A 26,276-nucleotide genomic window follows, 5' to 3' on the forward strand; every position below is an offset into this window, starting at 1 on the left:
TTAGGGACGATTCCTTTATCCCTCGTTGTCGCGGATGTCGTGTCGGCCCGTGAACGGCAGGAGGCTCGAGGCGTCGCCCAGATCGTCGCGACCGATGACCCCCAGGCTGCCGTCCTGCTGCAGGATCACCGCGGCGACCTGCTCGAGCGAACCCTTCCCCGACTGCCTGGCCGCCGTGTGGACGTCGTCCTCGAGGAGGCGGTGGCTTCGCAGGGCCCTGCCCTGCATCCGTCCCTGGTAGTAGAGGAGGATCGGCGGGCTGTCCAGCAGGGAACGGACCCGCGGAGACCGCGCGCGGACCGCCGCGAACACCCACTGGACGCCGACGAGCAACGCCAACACCAGGACCGTCTGCGCGAGCGGCACCTCGGTCGCGGTGAGCGTGCGCCCGAACGCCGACCCGATGGTCACCGCCACGATGAAGTCGAGGGGCGTCATCTTGGCCATGGTGCGTGGGCCGGATACCCGGAGGATCACGACCAGGGCGACGAAACCGCACACGACCATGACGACGGAGTGGACGACCGGTTCCCAGCCGTCCCAGAGCAGAGTTGTGTCCATGACGCGAATGGTGCGCGCACCGCGGTCGGAGGACAACCGGCGTCGACGGGAACGCCCCCGACCTCACGGCCGGGGGGCCGTGCGGTCGGGGGCGGGTGTCGCGCGGAGTCAGGCGGCTGCGACGGTGACCGGTGTGGTCGCCGGTGTGGTGGATCGCAGCGGGCAGTGGTCCCGGAAGGCGAACAGGCAGACCGCCGCGGCGATGCCCAGGAGGGCGACGGTGCCGAGGATGATCGGGGCTGCGGGGAAGGGCAGTTCCTGGGACAGGACGAAGGCTCCCATGAGTAGGACGAAGTAGCCGAAGCCCTTGCGCAGGGCCTTCTCCGGCACCACGGAGGTGAGCCGGATGCCGAGGAACGACCCGGCGATGGCGGCGGCGGTGACCGCGGCGACGAGCGGCCAGTCCAGGCTGACCGAGGTCAGGTACCCGCCCAGCCCGGCGAACGATTTCATGGCGATGACCAGCAGCGAGGTGCCCACGGCGACGGTCATCGGCAGGCCCGCGAGGAGCACCAGGGCCGGGACGACGAGGAATCCGCCGCCCGCGCCGACCAGTCCGGTCGCGGCGCCCACCACGAGGCCGTCGAGCAGGATCCGCCAGAGCGGGTGGTGATGGGTGGTGCTCTCACCGTCGCGGTCCTTCCGGCCCTTGATCATCGCGCCCGCGGTGGCGATCATCATCACCGCGAAGGCGACCATGAGGACGGTGCCGGGGATGTAGCCGCCGGCCAGTCCGCCGAGGAAGGCTCCCACCATGCCGGCGGCGCCGAAGATCAGTCCGGTCCGCCACTGGACGTTGCCCTTGCGGGCGTGGCCGAACAGGCTGACCAGCGACGTGGCGCCGACGACGAACAGGGAGGTGGCGATGGCCTCCTTGGGGTCGAGTCCGCCGATGTAGGTCAGCAGCGGCACGACGAGGATCGACCCGCCCCCGCCGAGCAGGCCCAGGGACAGTCCGACCAGGACGGCCAGGGTCACGACGATGATCGTGGTGATCTCCATGTCGGGTGCCTTTCTCCGGCGGGGGCGCCGGTGCGTGGGAGTGGGGTGGGTCAGGAGCGGGCGGGCAGTGAGTCCAGGACGGAACCGAGGCCGGGCTCGTCGTCCGAGCGGTTCCACGGCATCTTCGACAGGGCCGCGGCCATGGCGCACGAGTTGCTCGCCGCGGAGTAGGTCAGCCCGGCTCCGATCGCGCCGGCGAGGTAGGCGAACTTCGGGGAGAGCACCTTGGAGGCGGTGACTCCGGCCAGGACGAGCGAACCGGCGACCATGCGGACCTGCCGGTCCATCGCCCAGGCGCCCTTGCCGTGGATCACCTCGCCGCCGGCGGCCTCGTAGCCGGCGATCCCGCCGTCCAGGACGGTCACCGAGTCGGGGTCCACGCCCACGGACTCGAGGCGCTCATTGGCCTGCCGGGCGCGGTTGCCCGACTGGCAGATCAGCACGACCTGACCGGGCAGGCGGGAGGCGAACTCCTCGCCGTGCTCGGCCAGCAGGGGCAGCGGCACGTTGTAGGAGCCGCGGATGTGGACGCCGGAGAACTCGGCGGCGGAACGCACGTCGATGACCGTGGGCGGGGTGCCCGAGTCCATCGCGTCGCGCAGGTCGGCCGGGGCGATGGTCGGGGCGTGGGTGAGGGTCGAGAGCATGGGTGGTGACAGCCCTTTCGTGTGGGGGGTGGGAGGGGCGGCGGGTCGCCGCGGGGCCGGGGGCCGGACGGGTGGTCCGGCCCCCGGGGTGTGGGGTGGGTCCGCTCAGGCGGAGACGAGGTTGCGCTCGGACCAGGCGGCGTAGCTGCCCTCGAGCTCGACCACCCGGTAGCCGGCGCGACGCAGCGCGCTGGCCGCGACCGAGTTGCGGACGCCGCTCTGGCAGTACGTCACGATCGGCCCGTCGGCCGGGAGCCGGTCGAGGTTCCACAGGAGTCGGCCGCCGCTGAGCTGCTCCGAGCCCGGGATGTGACCCTCGGCGTGCTCGGTCTTGTTGCGCACGTCCAGGACCATCGCCGAGTCGAACGAGGCGAGCTCGTCGGCGGTGATCATCTCGGGGGTCGTCATGGGCAGACCCTCGAGGCTGGTGGTGTACCCGATGACGGTGTCGATGCCGACCCGCAGCAGGTGATCCCGCAGCGCCTCGGCCATCTCGGTGTCCTCGGCCAGGACCACCAGGGGCGTGTCCTCACGCTCCGGGTCGTACACCCAGGCGCCGAAGGAGGCGGCCTTGTCGACGCCGGGGATGTTGAGCGCCCCGGGCACGGTACCGGCGTGGACCTCGTCCTGGTCGCGGGTGTCGACGACGACGACGTCGTTCGACTCCAGGGCGTCGGCGAGCTCCGCGGAGTCGTATCGGCGCAGCGGGGCAAGCGGGCCGAGGACGGCCGGACCCTGCCTGTTCTGCCGCTTCATCCGCCCGAAGTACGCGTGCGCGTCCGGCTGGCCGTCGAGGAGCTCGGAGACGAAGCCCTCCTCGTCGTCGTCGTTCACGTACCCGGCCCACCACGCGTAGCGACTCTCGTAACCGACGCTGGTCGACGGAAGCGCGCCGAGCGCCTTGCCGCAGGCGCTGCCCGAGCCGTGGCCCGGGAAGACCTGGACGTGGTCCGGCAGCGTGACGAACGAGTTCTTCAGGCTCCGGAAGATCTGCTTGGCGCCCTCGAACCGGGTGTCGACCCCGCCCGCGGCCTCGTCGAGCAGGTCAGGTCGGCCGAGGTCGCCGGAGAACACGAAGTCGCCGGTCAGCATGTACCCGGGGGTATCGGCGAACGCGCCGTCGGTGATGAGGAACGACAGGTGCTCCGGCGTGTGGCCCGGGGTGTGCACGGCCTCGACGGTGATATTGCCCAGCTTCAACTGGTCTCCGTGGTGCAGGCGCTCGGCCTCGAAGCGGTACTGCCAGTCGTCACCGCCCTCGCCGGAGACGTAGACCCTCGCCCCGGTGGCGGCCGCGAGCTCGCGGGTACCGGACAGGTAGTCCGCGTGGATGTGGGTCTCGGTCACCGCGGTGATCGTCATCCCATGCTGCGTCGCCAGATCCAGGTACTGGCGGATGTCGCGGCGGGCGTCGACCACCACGGCCTCCCCCTTGGCCTGACAGCCGATGAAGTAGCCGGCCTGGGCGAGGTCCTCGTCGTAGATGCGCTCGAGAAGCATGGTGCTCTCCTTTGTCGGTCGGGGTTCCCAGCGAGGGGCGTGCCACGACTGTACATACCCCGGGGGGTATCGACAAGCCGGGCGGCGCCTCCGGTCAGGGTGGCGTTCGCCACAACTGCTTGCACAGGCTGTGCAATGGTGCAGTGGCCATGCAAAACTGCGAGGGTTCGCTTCCCGCACCTACGCACCAGGAGCCAGCGCATGGCGTCATTCCTCTACCGCATCGGGCGGTCCGCCTATCTGTTCAGGTGGCGGTTCATCGCGGCCTGGATGCTGTTGATCGTCGGCGTCGGCACCGCCGCGGCCACGATGTCGCAGCAGACCAGCACCACCTTCTCGATCCCGGGCCTGGAGTCGATCGAGACCCAGGAGGAGATGCAGGAGCGGTTCGCCGGGGCGGGGGACCAACTCGACGCGCCCACGGGGACAGTGGTCATCCGCGCCCCGGAGGGCAGCACCCTCGCCGATCCGGCGGTGACGGAGGACGTCGACGCATTCCTCGCACAGGTGCGGGAGCTGGACTTCCTCGCCGATACCGACGCGATCGTCAACCCGGTGGTCGCCGCCGAGGGGCTGTCGCAGCAGCTGACCGAGGCCAAAGCGGCACAGGAGATCCCGCAGGAGCAGATCGGGGCCGACATCGCGGCCCTGAGCCCGCTGAGCGCGGACGAGACGACCGGCACCGTCCAGGTCCTGTTCGCGGCCGAGACGACCATGGACATCGAGGCCGAGGACCGCGAGGCCTTCGCCGACGTCGTGGCCGAGAACGAGGGCGACCTGACCATCGCGTACTCCGGAAACGCCTTCCAGATGTCCGAGATCAGCGCCATCGGCGAGCTCATCGGCATCGCGGTGGCGGCGGTGATCCTCCTCGTCACCTTCGGCTCGCTCATCGCCGCCGGCATGCCACTGCTCACCGGCATCATCGGTGTCGGGATCGGCATCGCGGGCATCTTCGCGGCCACCGCCTTCACGGACACGATCAACACCATGACGCCGACCCTGGCGTCCATGATCGGTCTCGCCGTGGGCATCGACTACGCGCTGTTCATCGTCTCCCGATTCCGCACCGAGCTGGTCAAACACATCGGGGGGAACGACCTCGAGCCCGCCGAACTCGCGGAGAAGCTCAAGACCATCGACGCCCCACAGCGCGCGCACCTCGCCGGGCTGGCGGTCGGCAAGGCCGGCTCCGCGGTCGTCTTCGCCGGACTCACCGTGCTCGTCGCTCTCGCGGCCCTGTCGATCATCAACATCCCGTTCCTCACCGCGATGGCGCTGTCCGCCGCGGCGACCGTCGCGATCGCCGTCCTGGTCGCCATCACGCTGCTGCCCGCGATCCTCGGTGCCGTCGGGACCAGGCTCTTCGCGGCCCGCGTCAAGGGCGTCAAGGCGCCCGACCCGGAGGACGAGAAGCCGACGATGGGCCTGACGTGGGTGCGCCGCATCCGCGCCCGCCCCGTGTTCTTCGCGACCGCCGGGGTCCTGCTGCTCGTCCTGCTGGCCCTGCCGGCGGTGCAGCTGCGGCTGGCCATGCCGTCCGACGGCACGATGGCCCCGGACACCCCGAACCGCGTGGCCTACGACATGACGGACGAGGCGTTCGGCCCCGGACGCAACGCCCCCATGATCGCCTTCGTGGACACGCTCGATGTCGCCGAGGAGGAGCGTCCGGCCGCGTGGGCCACCGCCGCGGCGGACATCCAGGCGCTCGACGGTGTGCAGAACGCGCAGATCATCGAGACCAACGAGGCGGGCGACGCCGCGCAACTCCTCGTCACGCCCGCATACGGGGCCACCGACGAGCGGGCCGCGGACGTCCTGGCGGAGATCAGGTCCGGGGTCGCGGCCTTCGAACAGGAGACCGGGGGGACCTACTCCGTCACCGGCGTCACCCCGATCTACGAGGACATCTCCGAACGCCTCACCGAGGTCCTGCTGCCGTACATCGCCATCGTCCTGGCGCTCGCGTTCATCCTGCTCATGCTCGTGTTCAGGTCGATCTGGGTGCCGCTGATCGCGGCGCTGGGCTTCGGCCTCTCGGTCGCGGCGACCTTCGGCGTCACCGTGGCGATCTGGCAGGAGGGCTGGGGCGGGATCATCTCCGATCCGCAGCCCGTCATCAGCTTCCTGCCGATCATGCTCATCGGCATCGTGTTCGGTCTGGCGATGGACTACCAGGTGTTCCTGGTCACGAGGATGCGCGAGGGGTGGGTGCACGGCAAGACCGCACACAACGCGGTCGCCAACGGCTTCAAACACGGGGCCCGCGTCGTCACCGCCGCGGCGTTGATCATGATCAGCGTCTTCGCCGCGTTCATGACGATCGACGAGCAGTTCATCAAGGTGATGGGCTTCGCGCTGGCGATCGCCGTGCTGTTCGACGCCTTCGTGGTGCGCATGACCATCATCCCGGCGGTGATGTTCCTCCTCGGCGAGCGGGCCTGGGGTCTACCCCGGTGGCTGGACAGGCTCTTGCCCACCGTCGACGTCGAGGGGTCGGCGCTGGAGACCTCGGAGGAGTCCGCGCAACAGGGGACGATCAGCGGCACGGACGGCGAGGACACCGACGGTGGCGCCCACCGCGAATCGGCACTCGTCGGCGGCCGACACTCGGCCGACACCGTCGCCGAGCAGTCCCCGGGGGCGGGCCGGCACGAGGCGCGCGGCGGCCGCGCCGACTCGGACGGTGGCGGTGGTACCGGGACGCGGACAGATGGCTAACCTCCGGGAGCGCAAGAAGGCCGACACCCTCACCCGCCTCTCGGTGGCCGCGGTCGAACTCCTGGTTGCCGAGGGCGCGGAGGGGGCGACGGTCTCGGCCATCGCCGACCGGGCCGGGGTCTCCACCCGCACGTTCCACAACTACTTCGCCCACCGCGAGGACGCGTTCGTCCACTTCCTCCGCGAGCAGGTCGCCGAATGGGTCCGGAGGGTCGACCAGGCGCCGGCCGGGATGTCGCCGCTCGACGTCCTGCGCTCGATCTTCCGGGAGTCCTACGGCCGCTCGGAGGACGACATCGTCGCGGCGGAGAACCTCCTCGTGGTCGGCGAACAGGTCATGTTGCTGATGGGCAACGAGGAGCGCCCCTGTGCCGAGAGCATCCTCGACCCGTTGTACGAGGCGGTCGGCCGCCGGGCGCCCCACCTGAGCGTGTTCCGGGTCCGCGTGCTCGTGGACCTGGGGCTGGCGGCCGGGGCGTCGGTGCTCAGGCACCAGTCGCTCGCGGGAGATCCGGGCCGCGGCGCAGCGGAGCACGACCCGACCGTCTACCTCGACGAGGCCTTCGACCTGCTCGGGCGCGGAACCGGGCGGGAGTTCGGGGGCGGTCCGGACCAGCAGGGGACCGGGTAGGGAGTATCCCACGCCGGCTCTTGCGCACCGGTTGTTGCGCATACGCTGTCGCGCGTTGGCTGTCGCGCACCTGCTGCCGCCCGGCGGGGCCCGTCACCGGGGCCCGCCCCGCTCGTGACGGGGGCGGTCCGGGCCGACCGGTCCGCAGCCGACCACCTCGCCGTCCGACCCCGGACGGGCCCCGAGCTCGTGCAGCCGCGGGACAAGCTGATCGAGCGGCGGGTTGTGGTGGCCGAGGTGCACCGCCACGACGTCGGTACGGTCGTCGACCGCCCCGACGGACCGCAGCGTTCGGAGCATCGCGTCGAACCGCTCCAGCCCGAGATGGGCGTCCGAGATCTCCTCGCGGTCGCCCAGCGTCTCCTCGAGGAACACCACGTCATACCCCGCTCCCCGGACGGCCCCGAACCACGCGTCGGGCCACGGGCCGGTGTCGGTGGCCCACAACACGCGTGCGCCGTCGGGGGCGGTCACGTCGTAGAGCACCGCGTCACCGTCCTCGAACACCCGGTGCCGGGCGGGAAGGACCCGCACGTCGTACCCGCCGACTGTAAGCCGGTCCCCGGCCACGACCGGGACGAGCCGCACCGGGTCGGCGGGCCCGACCCACGGCCTGCACAGCTCGAGCGCGCCGGCCGGTCCGACCACCTCGAGCGGGCCGGCCCCGGCGACCCAGGAACGGGAGAGCAGGGCCTGGGGGCCGAGGTGATCGGAATGGGCGTGGGTGAGGAGCAGATGTCCGACCCCCGCGAGGGTCCGGCCGTGACGCGACGCTGCCCCCGGCACCTCCGGCCCGCAGTCGATCAGCAACTCGTCGTCGACCAGGGCGGCGGTCTGGCCGCGCACCTCCCCGCGCCTCAGGGCGTCGAGGCAGGAGTCGCAGCGGCAGAACGGGTTGGGCCACCCGTCGGCGGCACCCGTGCCCAGCAGCACGACCTCCATCAGTCCCCCGGCTCGCGGAGCGGCAGGACGGCGCGGCCGTCGGGGCGGTCGAGGACCTCGACGCGGGCGTCGTACACCTCGGCCACCCGTTCCACGGTCAGCACGTCCTCTCCGGAGCCGTCGGCGACGATCCGGCCGTCGTCCAACAGGACCACGCGTTCGCCGTAGTGCGCGGCGGAGGTGAGGTCGTGCATGGCCGCCACCACGGTGAGTCCGCTCTCCCGCCGCATCGAGTCGACCAGCTCGAGGACCTGCTGTTGGTGCCCGATGTCGAGGGCGCTCGTCGGCTCGTCCAACAACAACACCCGGGGCTCCTGTGCCAGGGCCCGGCCCAGTACCACGCGTTGGAGCTCACCCCCGGACAGCGTGGTCGCGATGCGCGGGGCCAGGTCGTGCAGGGCCAATCGGTCGATCACCCCCTCGACGACCTCGTGGTCGTGGGGCGACTCGGTGCCGAACCGGGGGATGTGGGGTGTGCGGCCCAGCCGGATCAGCTCCCGCGCGCTCACGCCCTCGGGCACGACGGGGCGCTGCGGCATGAGCGCCACCATCCGGGCCACCCGCCGTCGCCCCGCCCTCCGTGGTGCCAGGCCCATGACCTCGACTTCCCCCCGGGACGGGATGAGCCCGGCCAGGGCGTAGAGCAGCGTGGTCTTGCCCGAGCCGTTCGGCCCGACCAGGGAGATCCAGGTCCCCGTCGGCACGGCCAGGTCGATCCCGTGCAGGACGGGCACGGCGTCACGGGCGACGTGAAGTCTCCGGCAGTACAAGGCCGCGCGAGCGTCCGGGGCCGAGTTCATATGAGGCCCCTGCTCCGCCGCAGGACGAACAGGAAGAACGGGGCACCGATCGCCGCGGTCACGACCCCGATCGGCAGCTCGGCCGGGCTCATCGCGGTGCGGGCCACGATGTCGGCCAGGATGAGGAAACTCGCCCCCACCAGCAGGGACAGCGGCAGGAGCAGCCGGTGTCCCGGGCCGATCACCATCCGGACGGCGTGCGGGATCACGATGCCGACGAACCCGATCAGGCCGCTCACGGACACGACCGCGGCGGTGCCCAGCGTGGCGACGCTGATCAGCACCAGCCGCACCCGGGCCGGGGCGATCCCGAGGGTGGAGGCCTCGACGTCACCCACCGCCATCACGTCGAGGGTGCGCCGGAACAGGGCGATCACCGCGACCGAGACCAGGACGTACGGCAGCACGGTCCGCACCTCGGACCAGCCACTGGTCGTGAGCCGGCCGAGCATCCACGAGTACACCTGCCTCAGGGTCTCGTCGTTGCGCTGCATGAAGAAGGTCTGGATGGCGCTCGCGAACGCGGCGACCGCGACTCCGGCGAGGATGATCACGACCTCGGTCCGCCCGCCACCGACACTGCGGCCGAGGGTGTAGGTGGCCATCACCGCGATCATGCCGCCGACGAACGCCGCGGGGGGCACCATCGCCGAACCCATGGCCCCGCCCACGACGATCGCCAGTGTCGCGCCCAGTCCGGCGCCACTGGACACACCAAGGAGATAGGGGTCGGCGAGCGGGTTGCGGAACACGCCCTGATAGGTCGCACCGGCGATCGCCAACATCGCGCCGACGATCCCGCCGAGTACGACCCGCGGGATCCGGATCTCCCACAGGATCACCTGCTGGCGGGGCGAGAACCCCGAGTCGACCTGCACGAACGGCAGCTGCCCGACCAGTTCGAGCAGGACCCCTCGAGGCGTGAGGCCGGCGGGGCCGACGAGCGTGCCCGCCAACAGGGCCAGGAGGAAGAGCAGAGTCGCCCCGCCCAACACCAGGGCGTGGCGGGGCGACGCACGGGTCACGAGGCAGGTGCCCTCTCGGGCTGTGATTCGTTCACAGGCAGGGTGGAGATGATCCCGGCCACCTCGCGCATGAAGTCCACCACGCGCGGGCCCCACCGGCTGGCCAGGTCCTCGTCGACCACGAAGACGCGGCCCTGCCTGACCGCGGCGAGTTCTCCCCACCCGGGGCGCTCGGCCACGACCTCCGGGGTGATCCCGCAGCACTGCCCGTCGGCGAGCATCACCAGGTCCGGATCCGCCTCGAGGATCAGCTCCTCGGACAGCTGCGGGTACGCGTCGTCTCCGGTCGCGATCGAGGTCAGCCCCAGCAGGGAGTACACCTCGCCGATGTACGTGTCGTCGGTGACGGTGTAGTAGGTGTCGTCGAGCTCGTGGAAGTAGGTCAGCGGGGTCTCACGCTCCGGGACCGAGGCCACGATCTCGTCGATCTCGCCCTGCATCCGCGAGACCAGCTCGGCGGCCTCGCCGACCGTCCCGGTGGCCGCGCCGACCTGTTCGATCTGGGTGTACGTGTCGTCCAGGGTCTGTGCGGCGGGGAGTAGCAGGACCTCGACCCCGGACCGCTCGAGGCCGGCCACGATGTCGCCGGTGTCGTCCGTGGCCACGACCAGATCCGGCTGGTACGCGAGGATCGCCTCGAGGTTCGGGGTGTAGCCGGACAGGTCGGTGACCGGGGCGTCGGCGGGATAGTTCGAGCGTTCGTCCACCGCGACCACCCGGTCGCCGGCACCCACGGCGTACAGCATCTCCGTGGTGGTGGGACTGAGCGAGATGATCGCCTGCGGCTCGCCGGAGGCGGTGGCGCCGGTGCCGTCGGTCTGGTCGGCCGCCGGGTCGTCAGAGCCGGAGCAGGCCGAGACGACCAGGGCGACGGCGGTGAGGACGGCGGCGAACCGGAAGCGGGATCGGGGCGTGGTCCGGGCTCGAGACTGGTGCATGACATCCTCCGGGGATCGCCAGGACGAAAGCAGCTCGGCCACGACGCGGACGCCACGGCACGCAACCGTCCTTCGTGCGAGGTCAGTTCGTACGGCGCCGCGGTACCGGCCGACCTGGCTCGCCCGCTCGGGGCGGGATCACAGTTGCGCGGACAGCGTCGGATTCACACCGACTTCCGCCGGGCACCACGGGTGTCCGGCGGGGGAGCCGGACCCTCCGAGGGTAGCCGACCCCCGGGTCGACGGCAGGATGGGCCGGGATCACCCTCCGACACCCACTGACAGGAAGGACCACGAGATGACGACGACGAACGGTTCAGGCGAGGGGCCTTCGGCCGCGGGACTCCGGTCGCGGGGTTTCACGACCCGGCGCGAGGTGATGGGCGACGACTTCGTGGACCGCGCGATGGGCCGGGCCGAGGGGACCGCCTCGGAGGCCCTCCAGTACGTCGTCACCGAGAACGTGTGGGGCAACATCTGGGACCGCCCGGGACTCGGGCGCCGGGACCGGAGCCTGCTGAACATCGGCATGCTCGTGGCGTTGCGGGCGGACGCCGAGTTGGCCGGTCACGTGCGCGGCGGCCTGACCAACGGCCTCACCCGAGAGGAGATCACCGAGGCCGTCATCCACGCCTCGGGATACTGCGGGGCGCCGGCGGCCCTCTCGGCCATGAAGACGGTCCAGGAGGTCTTCGACGCCCTGGACGACAGGTAGGGTCGTGTCCAGAAGTGACCCCCGACACCCCCCTGAGTGAGGAGCCCCTCGCATGCGCAGCACCATGCAGCCGGAACAGCTGAACATCAGTACCATCCTGACGTTCGGCGCGACCGTCCACTCGGACGCGGTCGTCACCACCTGGACCGATCAGGGCCCACGGAAAGTCACGTTCGGCGAGCTCGGTAAGCGGGCGGCCCAGCTCGCCCACGGGCTGCGCTCGCTCGGGATCGACGCAGACCAGCGCGTCGCGACGTTCCAGTGGAACAACTCGGAGCACATGGAGGCCTACCTGGCCATCCCGTCGATGGGCGCGGTGCTCCACCCCCTGAACATCCGGCTGTTCCCGGACCAGCTCGAGTTCGTGGCCAACCATGCCGAGGACAAGGTCGTGATCGTCGACCCCAGCCTGATCCCGCTGCTGCAGCCCCTGCTGCCGCGGTTCTCGACCGTCGAGCACGTGATCGTCACCGGCGGCGGAGCGGCGAACCTCGAGGCCCCCGAGGGCGTTCAGGTGCACGACTACGAGGCGCTTCTGGCGGCCCAGCCCACCGAGTTCGAGTGGCCCGAGGTCGACGAGAACTCCGGCGCCGCGATGTGTTACACCTCGGGCACCACGGGCGATCCGAAGGGCGTCGTCTACTCGCACCGGTCGATCTACCTGCACTCGATGCAGGTGTGCATGTCGGACGGGATGGACATCTCGCTCGACGACAACGTGCTGGCGATCGTGCCAATGTTCCACGCCATGTCGTGGGGGCTGCCCTACGCGGCGTTCCTGGTGGGGGCGTCGCTGCTCATGCCCGAGCGCTTCCTGCAGCCCGAGCCGCTGGCCGCGATGATCGCCTCCGAGCGGCCGACCCTGGCCGCCGCCGTCCCCACGATCTGGCAGGCCGTGGACGCCTACAGCGTCGACCACCCCATCGACATGTCGAGCTTCCGTGCCGTGGTCGTGGGCGGCAGCTCCTGCCCGCCCGCGCTGATCCGCAAGTTCAAGGAGAACTACGGGATCGACATCATCCACGCGTGGGGCATGACGGAGACCTCGCCCATCGGCACGCTGTCGCGGCCGAAGGCGGACCTGCCGGAAGACAAGCAATTCGACCTGCGCACCACGCAGGGCCGGTTCATCGCGGGGGTCAAGGCCCGGATCGTCGACGACGCCGGACAGGAACTGCCCTGGGACGGCGAGTCCGTGGGTGAGCTCCAGGTGCGTGGCCCCTGGATCACGGGCAGCTACTACAAGGTGGAGAACTCGGACCAGTTCGACGACGGTTGGCTGCGTACCGGCGACGTCGGATACGTCCGCCCCGAGGCGTTCCTCCAGCTCACCGACCGTGCCAAGGACATCATCAAGTCCGGTGGCGAGTGGATCTCCTCCGTGGAGGTCGAGAATTACCTCCTCGAGCACCCGGCCGTGGCCGAGGCCGCCGTGATCGGTATCCCCGACCCCAAGTGGGACGAGCGCCCGCTGGCCACGATCGTGGTCAAGGAGGGCGTGGCCGACCCCGAGGTCGAGGACCTGCGGGCGCACCTCGAGTCCAGGATGGCCAAGTGGCAGGTGCCGGAGAAGTTCGCGTTCGTCGACGAGATCCCCAAGACCTCCGTCGGCAAGCTCGACAAGAAGCGCATCCGCGTCTCGCACTCCGACGGTGAGCTCACGGTGGTCAACGCCCTGGAGAAGTAGCCCCGAACGGGCCGCCCCACCATCTTCAAGAGCGTTCCGCGCACATCGCCCGAGAGGCAGGTGCGCGGAACGCTCTTGACGTTGGATCGGCAGCGAGCTGCTCGCCGGGCGGGCGGGTCCCGCGCGGGGCGGGCCAGTCGCCGGGGGTCGGCTCAGCCGGTGCGGGCCGGTGTGAGCGGCCGCAGGGACACCGGGAGCCCGTCCCCGGGGAACGGCAGCGAGTCGTTCTTCATGGGCGGGACGTAGTCCAGCGGCACCGACCACTCGAAGTGCCGCAGCAGCGCGCTGAGGACGAGCTTGGACTCCAGGTTGGCGAAGATCATGCCGAGACATTTGTGCACCCCGCCGCCGAAGGGCTCCCACGCGTAGCGGTGCGACTTGTCCTCCCGCCTGCCCTCGGTGAACCGCTCGGGGTCGAAGAGTTCCGGGTCGGTCCAGTACTCGGGCATGTGGTGCGACAGTAGCGGCATCACCGAGACGAGCCGGCCCTTGGGGATCGTCACGCCGAGCACCTCGGTGTCCTTGACCGCCCGGCGCGCCAGCACCGGTACCGGCGGGTGGAGCCGCAGCGTCTCCTTCATCACCAGGTCCAGGTCGGTGAGGCCCTCCAGCTCGGCGAGGGTCGGCGAGGGACCCAGTTCCAGGCACTGTCGCCGGCAACGCTCCTGCCACTCCCGATCGCGACCGAGCTCGTAGACCATCGAGGTCACGGTGCTGGTCGTGGTGTCGTGCGCGGCCATCAGCAGGAAGATCATCTGGTTAATGATGTCGTCGTCGTCGATCCCGCCGGAGGCGTCGGCGACCTGACACAGGGCCGAGAACAGGTCCTCACCGGGGTTGGCGCGGCGGGCGGGCAGGTGACGCCGGAGGAACTCCTCCAGGAGGCGCCGGCCGCGGGTCGCTCGACCCCACTTGGTGAACGGCAGGGGAGCGGTCGAGCGGATGTAGCCGTTGGCGGCCTGCACGCAGTCCACGAACGCGGTGTTGACCCGCTCGATCTCGCCAGGTTCGGCGTACTCGGCGCCGCCCATGAACACCTCGGTAGCCAGATCGAGCGTGTGCGACTTGAGGGCAGGGTAGATCTCAAACGCCCGATCAGGGGTCCAGCCGGAGATCCCGCGCTCGACCAGCGGGGCCAGGGTACGGGCGTACCCCTCGAGCCGGGGGCGGGTGAACGCCTCCTGCATGAGGTGCCGGTAGTGGTGGTGCTCGGCGAAGTCCAGCAGCATCAGCCCGCGGTCGAAGAAAGGACCGACGAGGTATCCCCAGCCGGGGCCGTTGGCGAACGCCTTGTCGGCATTCTGCAGGGCGATCTGGCATGCGTCGGGGCCGAGCAGCGCGGTCCAGGTGGCGCCGAGGAAGCTCAGTTCGGAGACCGGCCCGTGGTCGCGGTATCGGCGAGCCATCGTGGCCAGTGGGTTCTCGACGTACTCGAGGGTCCCGCCCAGGATCGGCAGGTGGGAGCGGAGGGGGGCCGGGCCCGGTCGGTAGACCGGATCGCGCGGATCGCCATCGATTGACATATTGCACCTCTTTGTCGGGTACCCCCAGTGTGTGACAGCACTCACATGCTGTCAGCCGAATAGCGAAACCGACAGTGTCGTTTCTCTGAAACGCTCGTGCCTGGACCCCATCTCGGGGCCGTGGGTCGTGGCTCGCGAGTCGTCGGTCGCGGGTCGTGGGTGCCGGGTGGCGGGGGGCAGGTGCCGTGATCAGGCTCGGGCGACGAGCGCGGCCACGTCCACGCCGTCGGGAAGTGCGCCGTACTCGGCCGAGCGCTCGTCGCCGAGCCTGGCCAGGCAGAACGCCTCGGCGACCGCCGCCGGGGCTTGAGCGAGTAGGACCGCGCCCTGCTGTGCGAGCGCCATGGCCTCGACGAGTCGTCGTGCGAGCGCGGGCGCCGCAGCGGGATCGGACGCCGCGCGCCCGATCAGTCCGCGGACGCGCTCGACGTGCCGGTCGAACAGGATGTGCTGCCCGGTCTGGGCGGTGAGCTCGGCGTCGAAGGCGGCCACCGACTCCGGCTCACGGGTCATCGCGCGCAGGACGTCGAGCGCGATGACGTTGCCCGAGCCCTCCCACACCGCCAGCACCGGCTGCTCGCGGTAGCGGCGGGCCAGTGGGAACGCCTCGGTATAGCCGTTGCCGCCCAGGCATTCCAGCGACTCGTAGGCGTGGTTGGGTCCGCGCTTGCACGTCCAGTACTTGGCGACCGCGGTCGCAAGCCGCCGGTACGCGGCGGACTCGTCGTCGTCATAGGCCGCTGCCAGGCGGGTCGCCGTCCAGGTGGCGGCCTCCGCCTCGAGCTGGAGGTCCGCCAGAACGGCGGCCATGGCCGGCTGGTCCACCAGGGTCGCCCCGAACGCCGCCCTGTGTCGGGCGTGCCACGCGGCCTCGGCCACGCCCTGACGCATGCCGGCCGTGGCGCCCAGGACGCAGTCCAGACGGGTGCGCCCGACCATCTCGATGATCGTGCGCACCCCGCGACCGGGATCGCCGACCATCCAGCCCAGGGTGCCGTCGAACTCCACCTCGGACGAGGCGTTGGACTTGTTGCCGAGCTTGTCCTTGAGGCGCTGGACCAGGAAGGGGTTGCGCTCGCCGCCGGGGAGGACGCGGGGGACGAGGAAGCAGCTCAGTCCCTCCGGTGCCTGCGCCAGCACCAGGAAGGCGTCCGACTGCGGGGCCGAGCAGAACCACTTGTGTCCGCGCAGCATGTGCAGGCCGTCCCCGACCGGGGTGGCCGTGGTGGTGTTGGCCCGGACGTCCGAGCCGCCCTGCTTCTCGGTCATGGCCATCCCGAACAACACGCCCGACTTGGTGGCGGGGTCGCGCAGCTCGGGGTCGTAGACCGTGGACATCAGTGCCGGCTCCCATTCCGCGGCCAGCTCCGGGCTCAACCGCAGGGACGGCACCACGGCGTGCGTCATGGACAGCGGGCACCCGTGCCCGGCCTCGATCTGGGACACCAGCATGAAGCCGGCCGCCCGCTCCACGTTGGCACCGGGCCCCGGGTCCGCCCAGGCGGAGGTGTGCACCCCGCGGGACACCGAGTACTCCATGATCCGGTGATAGGAGGGGTGGAACTCGATCTCGTCCACCCGGTTGCCCCACCGGTCATGGGCGCGGTGCACCGGCGGCAGGGTGTTGGCCAGCTCGGCGTCGTGCTGGTACTGCTCAGTGCCCACGTGTCGGCCGATCTCGTGGAATCGGTCGGTGGCCGCGCCGGGCGCGAAGACCCCCACGGCCTCCCTCAGTGCGGGATTGAGCGCGTACTCGTCCACGTCCACGCGCGGCGGCGACTGGTTGAGGACCTCGTGGGTGGTGTGGTTTCGCGTGGTCGACATGAGCTGGGTCCTCCTCCGGCCTGCGGTACTCAAGACTTGAAGTACATGAGTTGGTGGCTGGTGGCGAGCAGGGTGCCGTCGCGGCTCCACAGTCTCGCCGATTCGTCGTGGTAGTTGCCGTGGAACCGGTGGGCGTGGACGCTGCCGAGGATGAAGTCCGTGCCCTGGGCCGCGATCTCGTCCGTGGTGGCCAGAAAATGGATCGTCAGCGTGACCGTTCCCGCGGGGATCGGCCGGCCGAGCCGGAGGAACGATCTCGGGAAGAACGAATCACACATCGCGGTGAGGGCGACATGGTCGAGGGGGCGGGGCGGGGTGTCGCGGATCCACATCGTCGTCGTCGACTCTGGGCTCGTCTCCCCGTCCTCGACCGACTGCCACGCCCCCGTCACGAACCGCATGTCGTAGTTGTCCACCCACCTGACCCCGCGGTCCGCCGCGGCCGGGGTCAGGTCCTCGGGTGCCGGGACCTCGGGCGGGCCGACCTCGGTCTCCGACCACGTCTCGCGGCGCAGGGCGGTGATCGCCGTGGCGGTGGTGACCACCTGATCGCCCTGGCGCATCTCGAGCCACCAGTGCTGGTTGGAGCGGTTGGTGCGGGTCGGAAGCACCTCGATCTCGAATTCCCCCTCGGCCACCGGGCCCGCGTAGTTCAACGTGAGCGCCAGCGGATCACCGTGCCGCTCCGGGTGTTGAAGGATCGCCTGCAGCATGGTCGCCGCGGTCGTCCCGCCGAACGGCCCGACCATGTTGGCCCACGCGTCGACCGTGCGGCCCCTCACCAGGTTTTCACCGCCGCGTTCGAGAGCGACGGCCTGGTCCAGAGTGTGTCCAGGGGCGTATCGACCGGTCACGGCACTCTCCTCATCGGGCGGCGTGAGGGGTGCGCCGCCGGGTGGTCCCACCGTACCGAGGGGCCGGGGAGCGCCCGGCCATAACTCACGGTGGTTCACAGGTGTGACCCATGTCACCATGGGGTGTACCCGACCGGAGAGGCGATCTCGATGTCCGGAACCGTCAGAACACCGAAAGTCAGAACACCGACCGTCAGAACCCTGACCGCCACGGCCCTCACTGCCGGCCTGCTCGCGTCCTGGGTGCCCGCTGCATCCGCGGTCAACACCGACTCCCTCATGCCGCCGCCCGCGGGGTGTTCGGTCGACGTGCAGCGGATCGCCGCGCAGACCCCCGGGCCGTTCCCCGGTGTCGGGTGGACGGTCGGGCAGAGCGGAAACCTGTGCGGTGAACTCGGCTACCTGTTCCTGGAGACCGCGGGAGGGACGGTCTCGTCGCCCACCCGTGTCGTGCTGTTCCACCGGGGCGAGCAGGTCGCGATGCAGCCCGGCACCACGCCGCGTGTCCTGCTCGGGCAGCACAGTGACTTCCACGTGGAGCTGCGCGTGCAACAGCAACCGGTGGCGGGCCAACCGAATGCGGAGGCCGACTACGCCTCCACCATCTACGTGTGGAACCCGTTCGCCGGCGCGGGGGACGCGACCCCGATCGGTCCGCTGCCGCCCGGGATGACCCTCTAGCCAGGGCGACGGGGTGGCGACGTGACCGGAGCCGACGGAGATCGGGGAGGCGGTCGGTCCGCCGCTTACCCGGTCCTCGCGGTGGCCGTGGTGGTCGGGGTCCTCCTCGCGACCGTCACCACCGTCGCGCTGCTGCGAGCGCGCCACGAGACGTCTCCCGAGGTGACCGCCCCGTCCGGTCCCGGCGCCACCACCACCGCGACCTCGACCCGGTCCTCTCGCGCCACCACCTCCGCTCCCGCGACAGACACCTCGGTCGTGCCCGCACCCGCGGCGGTGTGTGACGCCGGGGTGATCAACACCGACCTGGGGTACCCGGACAGCGGAGCGCGGATCATCGACTGCGACGCCGGCTGGGCGGTCATGGCGAGCGACATCTCGGGAGACCCGTTCTGGGTGGTGTTCCAGAACGGCCGGTGGCGGCAGGCCGACGGGGTCTCGATCTACACCATGACCTGCCCGGACGAGGCCATCGCGATGGGCGCCCCGGTGTGGATGGCGCGCAGGCACCTCATCACCTGCCGAACGTCGATGACCTCCGCCGTCGTGCCCACGGCGCGCGCGACGACGACCCGAGGCGCGGCCCCACCGCTGACGACGATCCGGACCACGGCGGCCCCGCCGCCGGCGACGACGACCCGGGCGCAGACGTCGGTGCCGACCTCGATGACCGCGACCTCGCCGGCACCGACGGGAGCTCCCTCCGACACCTCGACGGCGACGGGAGGGCAAGCGACGGCAGGCACGGCCACGGCGCCGCAGCCGACGGGGCGCGCTGACGGGGCGCGCTGACCTCCCGCCCCTCGGATGTCGATACCCCGGCGGTCAGATCCGCTCGAGGAACCCGGCGATCGCCGCCCACGTCTCCTCGGGCGCCTCCTCCACGAGGTAGTGCCCGGCGTCGATCGCTCGGCCCTCGGCCCGGGGCAGCCGGCCGCGCCAGACCTCCAGGGGATCGACCTCGGCGCCCACCTTGCCCCGGGCGCCCCACAACACGAGCGCGGGCAGATCCGGCCGGCGGTGCAGATCCGCCTCGTCGTGGGCGAGGTCCACGGTGGCGCCCGCCTGGTAGTCGCCGCAGATCGCGTGGATGACGCCGGGTCGACAGATGGCCTGCTCGTACTCGGCCAGGGCCTGCGGATGGAACGCCTCCAGCGGGGAGTAGAGGCCGGCGAGCGCCGAGTGGAGGAACCGCACCGGGTCATCGGCGATCATCGGCTCCGCGATCTCGGGCCGGGCCAGGAAGCCCCAGTGGTAGTAGGAGCGGATCATCTCCGGTGACATCAGCCGCCACACCTCGGTGGTGGGCAGGATGTCGAGAAGCGCCACGCCCCGGACCAGTGCCGGCCGATCGAGCACCAGCCGATGCGCGGTCCGGGCACCCCGGTCGTGGCCGATGACGATCGCGTCGTCGTCGTTCTCCCCGTGGTCCCCGTGGTCCCCCTCGCCTGCTGGACCGGACCCGTCTCCCCCGAGTTCGCCGATCAGCGCGGCGACGTCGGCGGCCATGGCGCGGAAGGAGAAGTCCTCGTCGGAGCACTCCGAAGCGCCGTATCCGCGCAGGTCGGGCACCGCGACGGTGTGCCGGGTGGCCAGCCTGGCGGCGATCCGGTGCCACATCGCTCCGGTCTGCGGGTACCCGTGCAGCAGGACGACCAGCGGTCCCGATCCGCCGACGCGTACCCGGATCCGGGCCCCGGGCGTCTCGATCACACGGGAGTGGAAGCCGGGGAAGTGCTCGGGTCCGTCGGTCACCGGGTCTCCTTGGCCTTCAAAGGGGGTCGCCAGGGCGACGCTAACAGGCACAATCGGTCCATGGACGAATCCCGGCGAGCCACATTCGTAGAGCTGACGGAGGGCAGGTCCTTCCCGCCGATGTCCGGCCGCGCGGCCCCGGACCTGGCGGCGGCCGGGTTCACCGAGTCGGAGTGGGCGTACAGCGGCGAGGCCGTCTCCTACGACCCGGAGGCGACACCATCCGACGGGCGCTTCGAGCTCACCGAGGCGGATTCCGCGCCGTTCGCGACCCGCGTCCTGGTGCGGCGACCGGAGTCGGAGTCGTTCAGCGGCGTGGTGCTGGTGGAGTGGCTCAACGTCAGTGGTGGCCAGGACGCCGCGCCGGACTACACCTACCTCGCCGACGAGATCCTCCGGGCAGGTCACGCCTGGGTCGGGGTGTCGGCCCAGTTCATCGCGGTCGAGGGCGGGGACGCCGCGGTGGGCCTCGGTGGCCAGACCACGGGGCTCCGGGCCCAGCGACCCGAGCGCTACGGGGACCTGCACCACCCCGGCGACGCGTACGCCTACGACATCGTCACGCAGGTGGGGCGCTACGTGCGTGAACCGGACGGGGCGGGACCGCTCACGGGCCTGCGCGCGCGGTCGGTGATCGCGGTGGGCGAGTCGCAGTCGGCGTTCGCGCTGACCTCCTACGTCAACGGCGTCCACCCGCGGGCCGGGGTGTTCGACGCGTTCCTCCTCCACAGCCGTGGAGCCGGGTACCTGCCCTTCGACGACCGAGGCCGCGGGAGCGACATCGTCGCGGCCCTCGGTCGCGGCCCGGCGACGCTTCGCGAGGACGTGGGCGCGCCGGTGATGGTGGTGCAGGCGGAGGGCGACCTGATCGGCCGGATCGCCTCCCTGCCCGCCCGCCAGCCCGATTCGGAGTCCGTGGTGACCTGGGAGATCGCCGGCCAGGCGCACGCGGACCTCTACCAGTTGGGTGAGTTCGCACAGTTCGTCGACTGCCACGGCCCGGTCAACAGCGGCCAGCAGGTCTTCGTCCTCCGCGCGGCCCTGAGGCACCTGGTGTCGTGGGTCGCCGGCGGTGCGCGCCCGCCGGCCGCCCCGCCGGTGGAGATCGACGACGACGACGAGATCGTCACCGATGAACTCGGCAATGGCCGGGGTGGCGTGCGGACCCCCGTCGTGGAGGCCCCGGTCGAGCAGCTCACCGGCGTGCCCCATCCCGAGGCGCAGCCCCTGTGCATGCTCCTCGGGCGGACAGTCGAGCTTCCCGAGCAGGTGCTGCGGGAGCGGTGGCCCGGTGGTGGGCGGACCGGGGGAGGGCGGTCGGGGCGAGAGCAGTACCTGGCGGCCTATCGAGCGGCCACGGACCGGCTCATCGCCGAGGGATTCCTCCTGCCCGAGGATCGTGACGAGATCCTTGCCGACGCCCGACCGGAACGCCTCACCTGGTGAGCCGGGCGCGGGGCCCCCGGCGGGGGGCTCGGCCGAAGGTGCGGTCGGGGGATCGCGTGAGCAGGATGACCGCCACGAACAGCGCCTGTGCGCCCGCATAGGTGGCCATCACCACGAGGTCGCGGTGCGCCCAGTCGACGAGATCGGGCCGGAAGGCCCCCAGCGCGATGAGGCCGTCGGACAGGACGAACAGGGCACCGCCGAGCGCGCCGACCCATCCGTGACTCGACGCGAGCCACGCCACGGCGAGAAGCAACAGCCCGTAGACCACCACGGCCGGGGCGAGCATCCCGGCCTCCGGAACCGTCACCGCCAGCAGCGCGACCGCCACCACGACGAGCAACAGTGTCCACGCGAACGGCGACCGGCCCCGGTCCACGCGTGTGAAGGCGACTATCCACAGCACCTGGGCCACGGCGAACCCGCCGATCATCGCCAGGAATTGCACATCGGAGGGGACGACCTTCGGGAGCGAGTCCCCGACCCAGCTCGCGGCCAACGCGGCCAGGGCCCAGGGCCAGGCGGGCCCGCGGTCATCGGACGGCAGCGCCAGCAGCACCACCGCCAGCGCGGGCATGAGCAGCACCTGCGACCAGGCTGCCACCGCATCGGCGCCGGTCAGAAGCGCGACCAAGTGGACGAGCGTCACCACGGCGACGGGGCCCCAGCTCAGTGCGCGCATGCCCTCGACGCTATCGCCGGTCACCGCCGCGCGCCGGGGGATGCGCCACCTCGTCGTCGTCGCGTGACGGCGTGCCCCGTCAACGCCACCATCACCGCGGCGCAGCACAGCACGCCCACGCCGAACGCCATGGTGATGCCCTCGTCGGTGGAGTAGGTCGACTCGGACGGGTGGGCTGCGAGCACCGCGGCGGACAGGGCGGCACCCACCGCGCCGCCGACCGTGCGCAGGACCTGGTTGAAGCTCACGGCACTCCCGAGCTGGTCCACGGCGACACTCCGGGCGATCAGCGCGGGCATGGCGGCGTACCCCGAGCCGATCCCCGCGCCGAACAGGAACATCCCGACGGCGAGCGAGAGGAAGTCACCGTGCGCCGTCCACAGCAGCAGCGACGCCACGGTCATCACCGCCGCGCCGACCGGGAGGAAGACCGCCATGTCGACTCGGCGGGAGAGCGCCCGGACCGCGCGGTTGGCCAGGAGGCTGCCGATGGACAGCGGCGCCATCATGAAGCCTGCCCACATCAGGGGTACGGCGAGCCCGAAACCGGTCCCGGTGGGGGCCTGGGCTACCAGGCTCGCGATCGAGAGGCCGATGTACAGGGCGGTGCCCAGCCCGATCGCGGTCGCGTTGGCCAGCAGCACCTCGGGACGGCGCACCACCCGCAGGTTGATCAGCGGGTGCCGGGTCCGCACGCTGTGCACGCCCCACGCGGTCAGCGCGGCCACGGCCACCGCGAGGGTTCCCAGGGCACGCGGCGAGGTCCAGCCCCAGCCCTGGGCCTCGGAGATCCACAGCAGCAGGGTGGCCAGGCCGGTGCCCAACAGCACGGCTCCGGGCAGATCGAGGGGCGTACGCGGGGCGAGGGGGTCGGGCCCGGCGGGGACGAAACGCCACACCCCCGCCGCCGCGGTGGCCACGAACAGCGCGGCGAAGGCGAACGCGGACCGGTGGCCGAACCCCGCCGCGAGCAGGCCGGTGAGCGGGTACCCCAGCCCCATTCCCACGGAGACCGTGACCGACAGGGTGGAGATGGCCGGCTGGGATTCGGAGTAGCTCAGGTGTCGGCGGGCCAGGGCGATGGTGACCGGGACGGTGCCGTAGAGCAGACCCTGCAGTGCCCGGCCGATCAGGAAGATCGTGAAATCCGTGGCCACGGTGGCGATGACCGATCCGGTGAAGATCACCGCCAGCGACGCCAGGAGCAGCCGCCTGGTGTGGGGGCCGTCCGCCAGTCGACCCATGATCGGGGTGGCCACCGCGCCCACCAGCAGGTTCACGGTGAGCATCCACTGCGCGGTGCTGACGGTGATGCCGAACTCGCCTGCCACCGAGGGCACGAGCAGCATGCCCAGGGAGCTGACGATCGCGCTGGTGAGCCCCGCGTAGACCAGGGCCTGGAGGAACCAGCGGGGTGCGGGTGCGCGGTCGGTCGAGGTCACCTCGTGCCCTCGGTGTCGAGCCTGCCGAGCAGGGGCACCGCTGCCGCCAGGGTGGCGCGCTCGGACTCGCTGAGCTCGTCGGTGACCGCGTGGATCAGCCATTCCTGCCCGGCCGAGCGCTCGCCGATCAGGCGTGTGCGGCCGGTGTCGGTGAGGGTGATCAGGACCCGCCTGCCGTCGGCGGGGTCGGGGCTGCGGGAGACCAGGCCCATCTCCTCGAGTTCGCGCACCGCGCCCGTCACCGCCTGATGGCTGATCCGCTCCTGCGCGGCGAGGTCGGTCGCGGTGAGGGCGCCGTGGCGGTCGAGGCGGGCCAGGATCCCGACCTTTCCCATCGACAGCGTCCGGTGTTCGCCGAGCCGACGCCACAGCGGGCGCAGCGCCTCGCGCAGGTCCGCGGCCAGCGCAGCCGGGTCGGTGGGCGAATCGCTCGTGGCGCCAGCGGGGTCGGTCGCGGCGGAGTGTGCCGCAGGGTCGGAGCCGGTCGCTGGGTAGGGCTGGTCGGTCACCCGGCCCATTCTACAATCTGGTTGCGCAATCTACTTGCGAGCCCGGGACCGGCGTCGTCTGGGTCCCACCCGGCACGCCCCATCGAGAAGAGCGTTCCGAACACCTGCTTCTCGGCGGATGTGTGCGGAACGCTCTTCCAGATGCACCGCGAAGGTGCACCGCGACGCTCTTCGAGGTGCATGGGGTCGGCGGCTCAGTACGTCCCGCAGTTGACCGGTGCCGGGACGCCGTCGATCCGGTCGGCCAGGTACTGCACCGTCCCGCCGAGGCCGGAGAGCATCGGCACCGCGTGGTTGATGACCAGTCCGGTGGCCACCGGCGGGGTGTGGTCGATCACCATCTCGACGGCGGCACCCTGCGCGCACCAGTCGCGGCCGAGTTGCTGCGACTGGTGGCCGGGCACGATGTCGTCGTTCACGGGGGACAGGATCCGCACCGGCGTGGTGGGTTGCATGCGGCCGATGCGCTGGCGCTCCAGGTAGTCCATGATGGCCGGGTCCTGCCTGGCGATCTCGCCGGCGGACTGGCCGGACAGCGTGAAGTTGTTGGTCCGCTGGTGGAAGAACTGGATGGCGGTCTCGCCGATGCACTGGTCGGAGGTGGCGGCGAGCATAGCCCGCCCGTGGTCGTTGAGGTAGGCGTCGAGGAGCTGGTTCATCTCCGGGTACGCGTCGACCAGGCTGTTGAGCGAGTACCCGATCACGCCGGCGATCGCCGACCCGTCCGCCCGCTCGAGAGTGGCCAGGAGGTCGGCCGGCGGCGATCCGGCGGCGGTGCCGACGAGGTTCACCTCGGCCGCGTACCGCGGATGCAGTTCGGCCGCCGCGGCCACCGCGCCGCCGCCCTGCGAGTACCCGGTGAACACGGTGCGCGGCGAGTCGCCGATGTCCGCTCCCGGGATCCGCGGCGCGGCGCGGGCGATGTCCAGGACGGCACGGGCCGAGGACTCGCGGTGCACGTACGGGTGGATGCCGGGCGTGCCCAGCCCCTCATAGTCGGTCACGGCGACCGCGTACCCGCGGGCTAGCAGTGCGTAGGCCTGGATGATCTCGTAGCCGAAGCCCACGCCGGGCGGATCCGTGCGGACGGTGGCCAGGTTCTGGAAGGTCTTCGACGGCGCGCAGTGGTCGGCCTGGCCCTGGGTTCCCGGCGCGAGGACGGCGAGAGGCCGGGTCCCCGGGCCCGTCCACGGCGCGCGGGGCTGGAGGTAGGTCCCCGTCACGGCCACCGGCTGGTTTCTCGACCCCACGGAGGTGTACATGATCCGCTGGGCGTCGGTCGAGACCGGGCCGGCGACGGCCGAGACGAACTCCGCCCCCGGGATCGGCGGGATCGCACCGGCGAGCGGGAAGGGCTCGTTCTTGACGAGCGCGCCCGCGCCCGCGGGCAGCTCGGCCGGCGGTTGGTAGAACGCCGGTGCCGGGTCGTTGGACGAGCCCTGTGCGGCGGCGACCGGTGCGAGCACGGCCCCGCCGCCGATGGTGGTCACCAGAGCGGTGGCGAGTGCGGCAGCGCACATCGCGGTTCGACGAAGTAACACGGTCCCCCCGGACTTAATGTGTCGTGAATCACTGATGAACGGAGTCTAAGTCGCCGCCCTCCCGCGTGGGTCGGGCACCCTCCCGGGGATACCGTCGTCGGCATGATCGAACGCCTGCCCGGAACCGGCAGGAGACCGCCGCAGCGACGGACCCGGCCGCGATCGAGGCGCCCGCCCGGGCCGGCCGACGGCGAGGTAGTCACCCCGGAGATCGGCCCCCTATGCCGACGTTCCCCGCGTCCTCGTAGATCCGGCGGTTCGAGCAGCCCGGAACCCCTCGTGTCCGGCCTGCTGTCCGGCTCGGCGATGCAGTACCGCCCAATGGGTCGCCAGGATCGATGCGCTGAATCCGAACACGACCCAGGTGAGCGCTGCGGAAACGGGTCCGCCGACGAAGAAGCCGAGCACCAGTGCGATGACCCAGTTGACGATGGACAGCAGTACTACCCAGAAGACCCCGAGTAGCGCGCGACCGCGAGCGCACGTGATGGTATGGAGTGCGTGCGCCCTCGGCCTCGCCGCCAGAGCCGTCAGTAGCGGCACCGCACCCGCGGCGACCACGACCGGCAGAGCCGGCGAGATCACACCGGCGAGCACCCCGAGGACGACTGCCACCGTCGCGCCTGACAACAGCCGGGTCGGCGGCGTCACGGACGCCGCCTCGGCATCGACCGCGGCAGCCGACGCCCCTACGATCAGCCAGAGCGCGAGGATCGTCGCCAGTCCTGACGCCCCCACGCGCAGTGCGAATCCCCAGGCGCTCCCGGGCGTCGGATCACCGACCACCAACAGCGCCTGGACGAGCGCATTGACGATCACAACCGGGGCCACCACACGGGCACCTCGT

General features: G+C 71.2%; 24 protein-coding genes and 1 riboswitch. Of the genes, 7 read left to right on the forward strand and 17 right to left on the reverse strand.

Annotated features, from left to right (window positions below; all coding sequences use genetic code 11):
- Window positions 1-15 precede the first annotated feature (15 nt).
- The 4 genes from ABIE38_RS13805 to ABIE38_RS13820 all read right to left on the reverse strand — a co-directional run bounded on the left by ABIE38_RS13805 (window position 16) and on the right by ABIE38_RS13820 (window position 3,710).
- Complete coding sequence (locus ABIE38_RS13805) at window positions 16-561, reverse strand: DUF421 domain-containing protein (protein ID WP_354057201.1); 546 nt, start codon at window positions 559-561, stop codon at window positions 16-18.
- 108 nt (window positions 562-669) lie between these two features.
- Window positions 670-1,563 carry a sulfite exporter TauE/SafE family protein gene (locus ABIE38_RS13810; RefSeq protein WP_354057203.1) on the reverse strand — a complete coding sequence of 298 codons (894 nt, stop codon included), beginning with the start codon at window positions 1,561-1,563 and terminating at the stop codon, window positions 670-672.
- A 50-nt stretch (window positions 1,564-1,613) separates the two neighbouring features.
- The gene (locus ABIE38_RS13815; RefSeq protein WP_354057205.1) at window positions 1,614-2,210 is read right to left on the reverse strand and encodes a rhodanese-like domain-containing protein; all 597 of its coding nucleotides are present in this window, start codon (window positions 2,208-2,210) and stop codon (window positions 1,614-1,616) included.
- Window positions 2,211-2,315: 105 nt separating this feature from the next.
- Window positions 2,316-3,710: a rhodanese-like domain-containing protein gene (locus tag ABIE38_RS13820; protein ID WP_354057207.1), complete on the reverse strand. Its 1,395-nt coding sequence runs from the start codon at window positions 3,708-3,710 to the stop codon at window positions 2,316-2,318.
- 201 nt (window positions 3,711-3,911) lie between these two features.
- On the opposite strand from ABIE38_RS13820, the gene ABIE38_RS13825 reads away from it, so the two are divergent.
- Together ABIE38_RS13825 and ABIE38_RS13830 are read left to right on the forward strand one after the other, a co-directional pair.
- The gene (locus ABIE38_RS13825) at window positions 3,912-6,434 is read left to right on the forward strand and encodes an MMPL family transporter (RefSeq protein WP_354057209.1); all 2,523 of its coding nucleotides are present in this window, start codon (window positions 3,912-3,914) and stop codon (window positions 6,432-6,434) included.
- Window positions 6,427-7,065: a TetR/AcrR family transcriptional regulator gene (locus tag ABIE38_RS13830; RefSeq protein ID WP_354057210.1), complete on the forward strand. Its 639-nt coding sequence runs from the start codon at window positions 6,427-6,429 to the stop codon at window positions 7,063-7,065. The genes ABIE38_RS13825 and ABIE38_RS13830 overlap by 8 nt, the downstream gene beginning before the upstream one ends.
- Before the next feature lie 93 nt (window positions 7,066-7,158).
- Here the strand turns inward: ABIE38_RS13830 and ABIE38_RS13835 are convergent, their stop codons facing one another.
- The 4 genes from ABIE38_RS13835 to ABIE38_RS13850 are packed head-to-tail and all read right to left on the reverse strand — an operon-like array spanning window position 7,159 to window position 10,770.
- The gene (locus ABIE38_RS13835; RefSeq protein ID WP_354057212.1) at window positions 7,159-8,007 is read right to left on the reverse strand and encodes an MBL fold metallo-hydrolase; all 849 of its coding nucleotides are present in this window, start codon (window positions 8,005-8,007) and stop codon (window positions 7,159-7,161) included.
- Window positions 8,007-8,807 carry an ABC transporter ATP-binding protein gene (locus tag ABIE38_RS13840; protein WP_354057214.1) on the reverse strand — a complete coding sequence of 267 codons (801 nt, stop codon included), beginning with the start codon at window positions 8,805-8,807 and terminating at the stop codon, window positions 8,007-8,009. Before ABIE38_RS13840 ends, ABIE38_RS13835 begins: the two co-directional genes overlap by 1 nt.
- Window positions 8,804-9,832: a FecCD family ABC transporter permease gene (locus tag ABIE38_RS13845; RefSeq protein WP_354057216.1), complete on the reverse strand. Its 1,029-nt coding sequence runs from the start codon at window positions 9,830-9,832 to the stop codon at window positions 8,804-8,806. The genes ABIE38_RS13840 and ABIE38_RS13845 overlap by 4 nt, the downstream gene beginning before the upstream one ends.
- On the reverse strand, window positions 9,829-10,770 hold the full coding sequence (locus ABIE38_RS13850) for an ABC transporter substrate-binding protein (protein WP_354057218.1): 942 nt from the start codon (window positions 10,768-10,770) through the stop codon (window positions 9,829-9,831). The genes ABIE38_RS13845 and ABIE38_RS13850 overlap by 4 nt, the downstream gene beginning before the upstream one ends.
- 113 nt (window positions 10,771-10,883) lie before the next feature.
- A riboswitch (cobalamin riboswitch) is annotated at window positions 10,884-10,944 on the reverse strand.
- A 124-nt stretch (window positions 10,945-11,068) separates the two neighbouring features.
- Between ABIE38_RS13850 and ABIE38_RS13855 the strand changes: the two genes are divergently transcribed.
- Both ABIE38_RS13855 and ABIE38_RS13860 read left to right on the forward strand, forming a co-directional pair.
- A complete protein-coding gene (locus ABIE38_RS13855; RefSeq protein ID WP_354057220.1) occupies window positions 11,069-11,485 on the forward strand; it encodes a carboxymuconolactone decarboxylase family protein in 417 nt (138 codons plus the stop codon).
- A gap of 52 nt (window positions 11,486-11,537) precedes the next feature.
- Window positions 11,538-13,172, forward strand: coding sequence for a long-chain fatty acid--CoA ligase (locus ABIE38_RS13860; protein ID WP_354057222.1), 1,635 nt, complete (start codon window positions 11,538-11,540; stop codon window positions 13,170-13,172).
- 152 nt (window positions 13,173-13,324) lie between these two features.
- On the opposite strand, the gene ABIE38_RS13865 is transcribed toward ABIE38_RS13860, so the two are convergent.
- The 3 genes from ABIE38_RS13865 to ABIE38_RS13875 all read right to left on the reverse strand — a co-directional run bounded on the left by ABIE38_RS13865 (window position 13,325) and on the right by ABIE38_RS13875 (window position 17,373).
- Window positions 13,325-14,695, reverse strand: coding sequence for a cytochrome P450 (locus tag ABIE38_RS13865; RefSeq protein ID WP_354057224.1), 1,371 nt, complete (start codon window positions 14,693-14,695; stop codon window positions 13,325-13,327).
- Between the two features lie 189 nt (window positions 14,696-14,884).
- Window positions 14,885-16,519, reverse strand: coding sequence for an acyl-CoA dehydrogenase family protein (locus tag ABIE38_RS13870; protein ID WP_354057226.1), 1,635 nt, complete (start codon window positions 16,517-16,519; stop codon window positions 14,885-14,887).
- A 29-nt stretch (window positions 16,520-16,548) separates the two neighbouring features.
- Window positions 16,549-17,373: an acyl-CoA thioesterase gene (locus tag ABIE38_RS13875; RefSeq protein WP_354057228.1), complete on the reverse strand. Its 825-nt coding sequence runs from the start codon at window positions 17,371-17,373 to the stop codon at window positions 16,549-16,551.
- A 150-nt stretch (window positions 17,374-17,523) separates the two neighbouring features.
- Between ABIE38_RS13875 and ABIE38_RS13880 the strand changes: the two genes are divergently transcribed.
- Together ABIE38_RS13880 and ABIE38_RS13885 are read left to right on the forward strand one after the other, a co-directional pair.
- Window positions 17,524-18,054, forward strand: coding sequence for a hypothetical protein (locus ABIE38_RS13880; RefSeq protein WP_354057229.1), 531 nt, complete (start codon window positions 17,524-17,526; stop codon window positions 18,052-18,054).
- A gap of 21 nt (window positions 18,055-18,075) precedes the next feature.
- Complete coding sequence (locus ABIE38_RS13885; RefSeq protein WP_354057231.1) at window positions 18,076-18,846, forward strand: hypothetical protein; 771 nt, start codon at window positions 18,076-18,078, stop codon at window positions 18,844-18,846.
- A 33-nt stretch (window positions 18,847-18,879) separates the two neighbouring features.
- Here ABIE38_RS13885 and ABIE38_RS13890 read toward each other — a convergent pair whose 3' ends face one another.
- Window positions 18,880-19,809, reverse strand: a complete 930-nt coding sequence (locus ABIE38_RS13890; RefSeq protein ID WP_354057233.1) for an alpha/beta fold hydrolase — start codon at window positions 19,807-19,809, stop codon at window positions 18,880-18,882.
- A 60-nt stretch (window positions 19,810-19,869) separates the two neighbouring features.
- Here ABIE38_RS13890 and ABIE38_RS13895 point away from each other — a divergent pair, with 60 nt between their 5' ends.
- A complete protein-coding gene (locus tag ABIE38_RS13895) occupies window positions 19,870-21,255 on the forward strand; it encodes an alpha/beta hydrolase domain-containing protein (protein WP_354057235.1) in 1,386 nt (461 codons plus the stop codon).
- Here ABIE38_RS13895 and ABIE38_RS13900 read toward each other — a convergent pair.
- From ABIE38_RS13900 to ABIE38_RS13920, 5 genes are all read right to left on the reverse strand, one after another.
- Complete coding sequence (locus ABIE38_RS13900) at window positions 21,245-21,937, reverse strand: lysoplasmalogenase family protein (RefSeq protein WP_354057237.1); 693 nt, start codon at window positions 21,935-21,937, stop codon at window positions 21,245-21,247. The genes ABIE38_RS13895 and ABIE38_RS13900 overlap by 11 nt on opposite strands.
- A 20-nt stretch (window positions 21,938-21,957) precedes the next feature.
- A complete protein-coding gene (locus tag ABIE38_RS13905; RefSeq protein WP_354057239.1) occupies window positions 21,958-23,379 on the reverse strand; it encodes an MFS transporter in 1,422 nt (473 codons plus the stop codon).
- Window positions 23,376-23,888, reverse strand: a complete 513-nt coding sequence (locus ABIE38_RS13910) for a MarR family winged helix-turn-helix transcriptional regulator (RefSeq protein ID WP_354057240.1) — start codon at window positions 23,886-23,888, stop codon at window positions 23,376-23,378. Before ABIE38_RS13910 ends, ABIE38_RS13905 begins: the two co-directional genes overlap by 4 nt.
- Before the next feature lie 194 nt (window positions 23,889-24,082).
- A complete protein-coding gene (locus ABIE38_RS13915) occupies window positions 24,083-25,429 on the reverse strand; it encodes a lipase family protein (protein WP_354057241.1) in 1,347 nt (448 codons plus the stop codon).
- 219 nt (window positions 25,430-25,648) lie between these two features.
- The gene (locus ABIE38_RS13920; RefSeq protein WP_354057243.1) at window positions 25,649-26,263 is read right to left on the reverse strand and encodes a hypothetical protein; all 615 of its coding nucleotides are present in this window, start codon (window positions 26,261-26,263) and stop codon (window positions 25,649-25,651) included.
- Window positions 26,264-26,276: the final 13 nt, after the last annotated feature.

The sequence above is a fragment of the Dietzia sp. 2505 genome (genome assembly GCF_040546785.1).
Lineage (GTDB): Bacteria > Actinomycetota > Actinomycetes > Mycobacteriales > Mycobacteriaceae > Dietzia.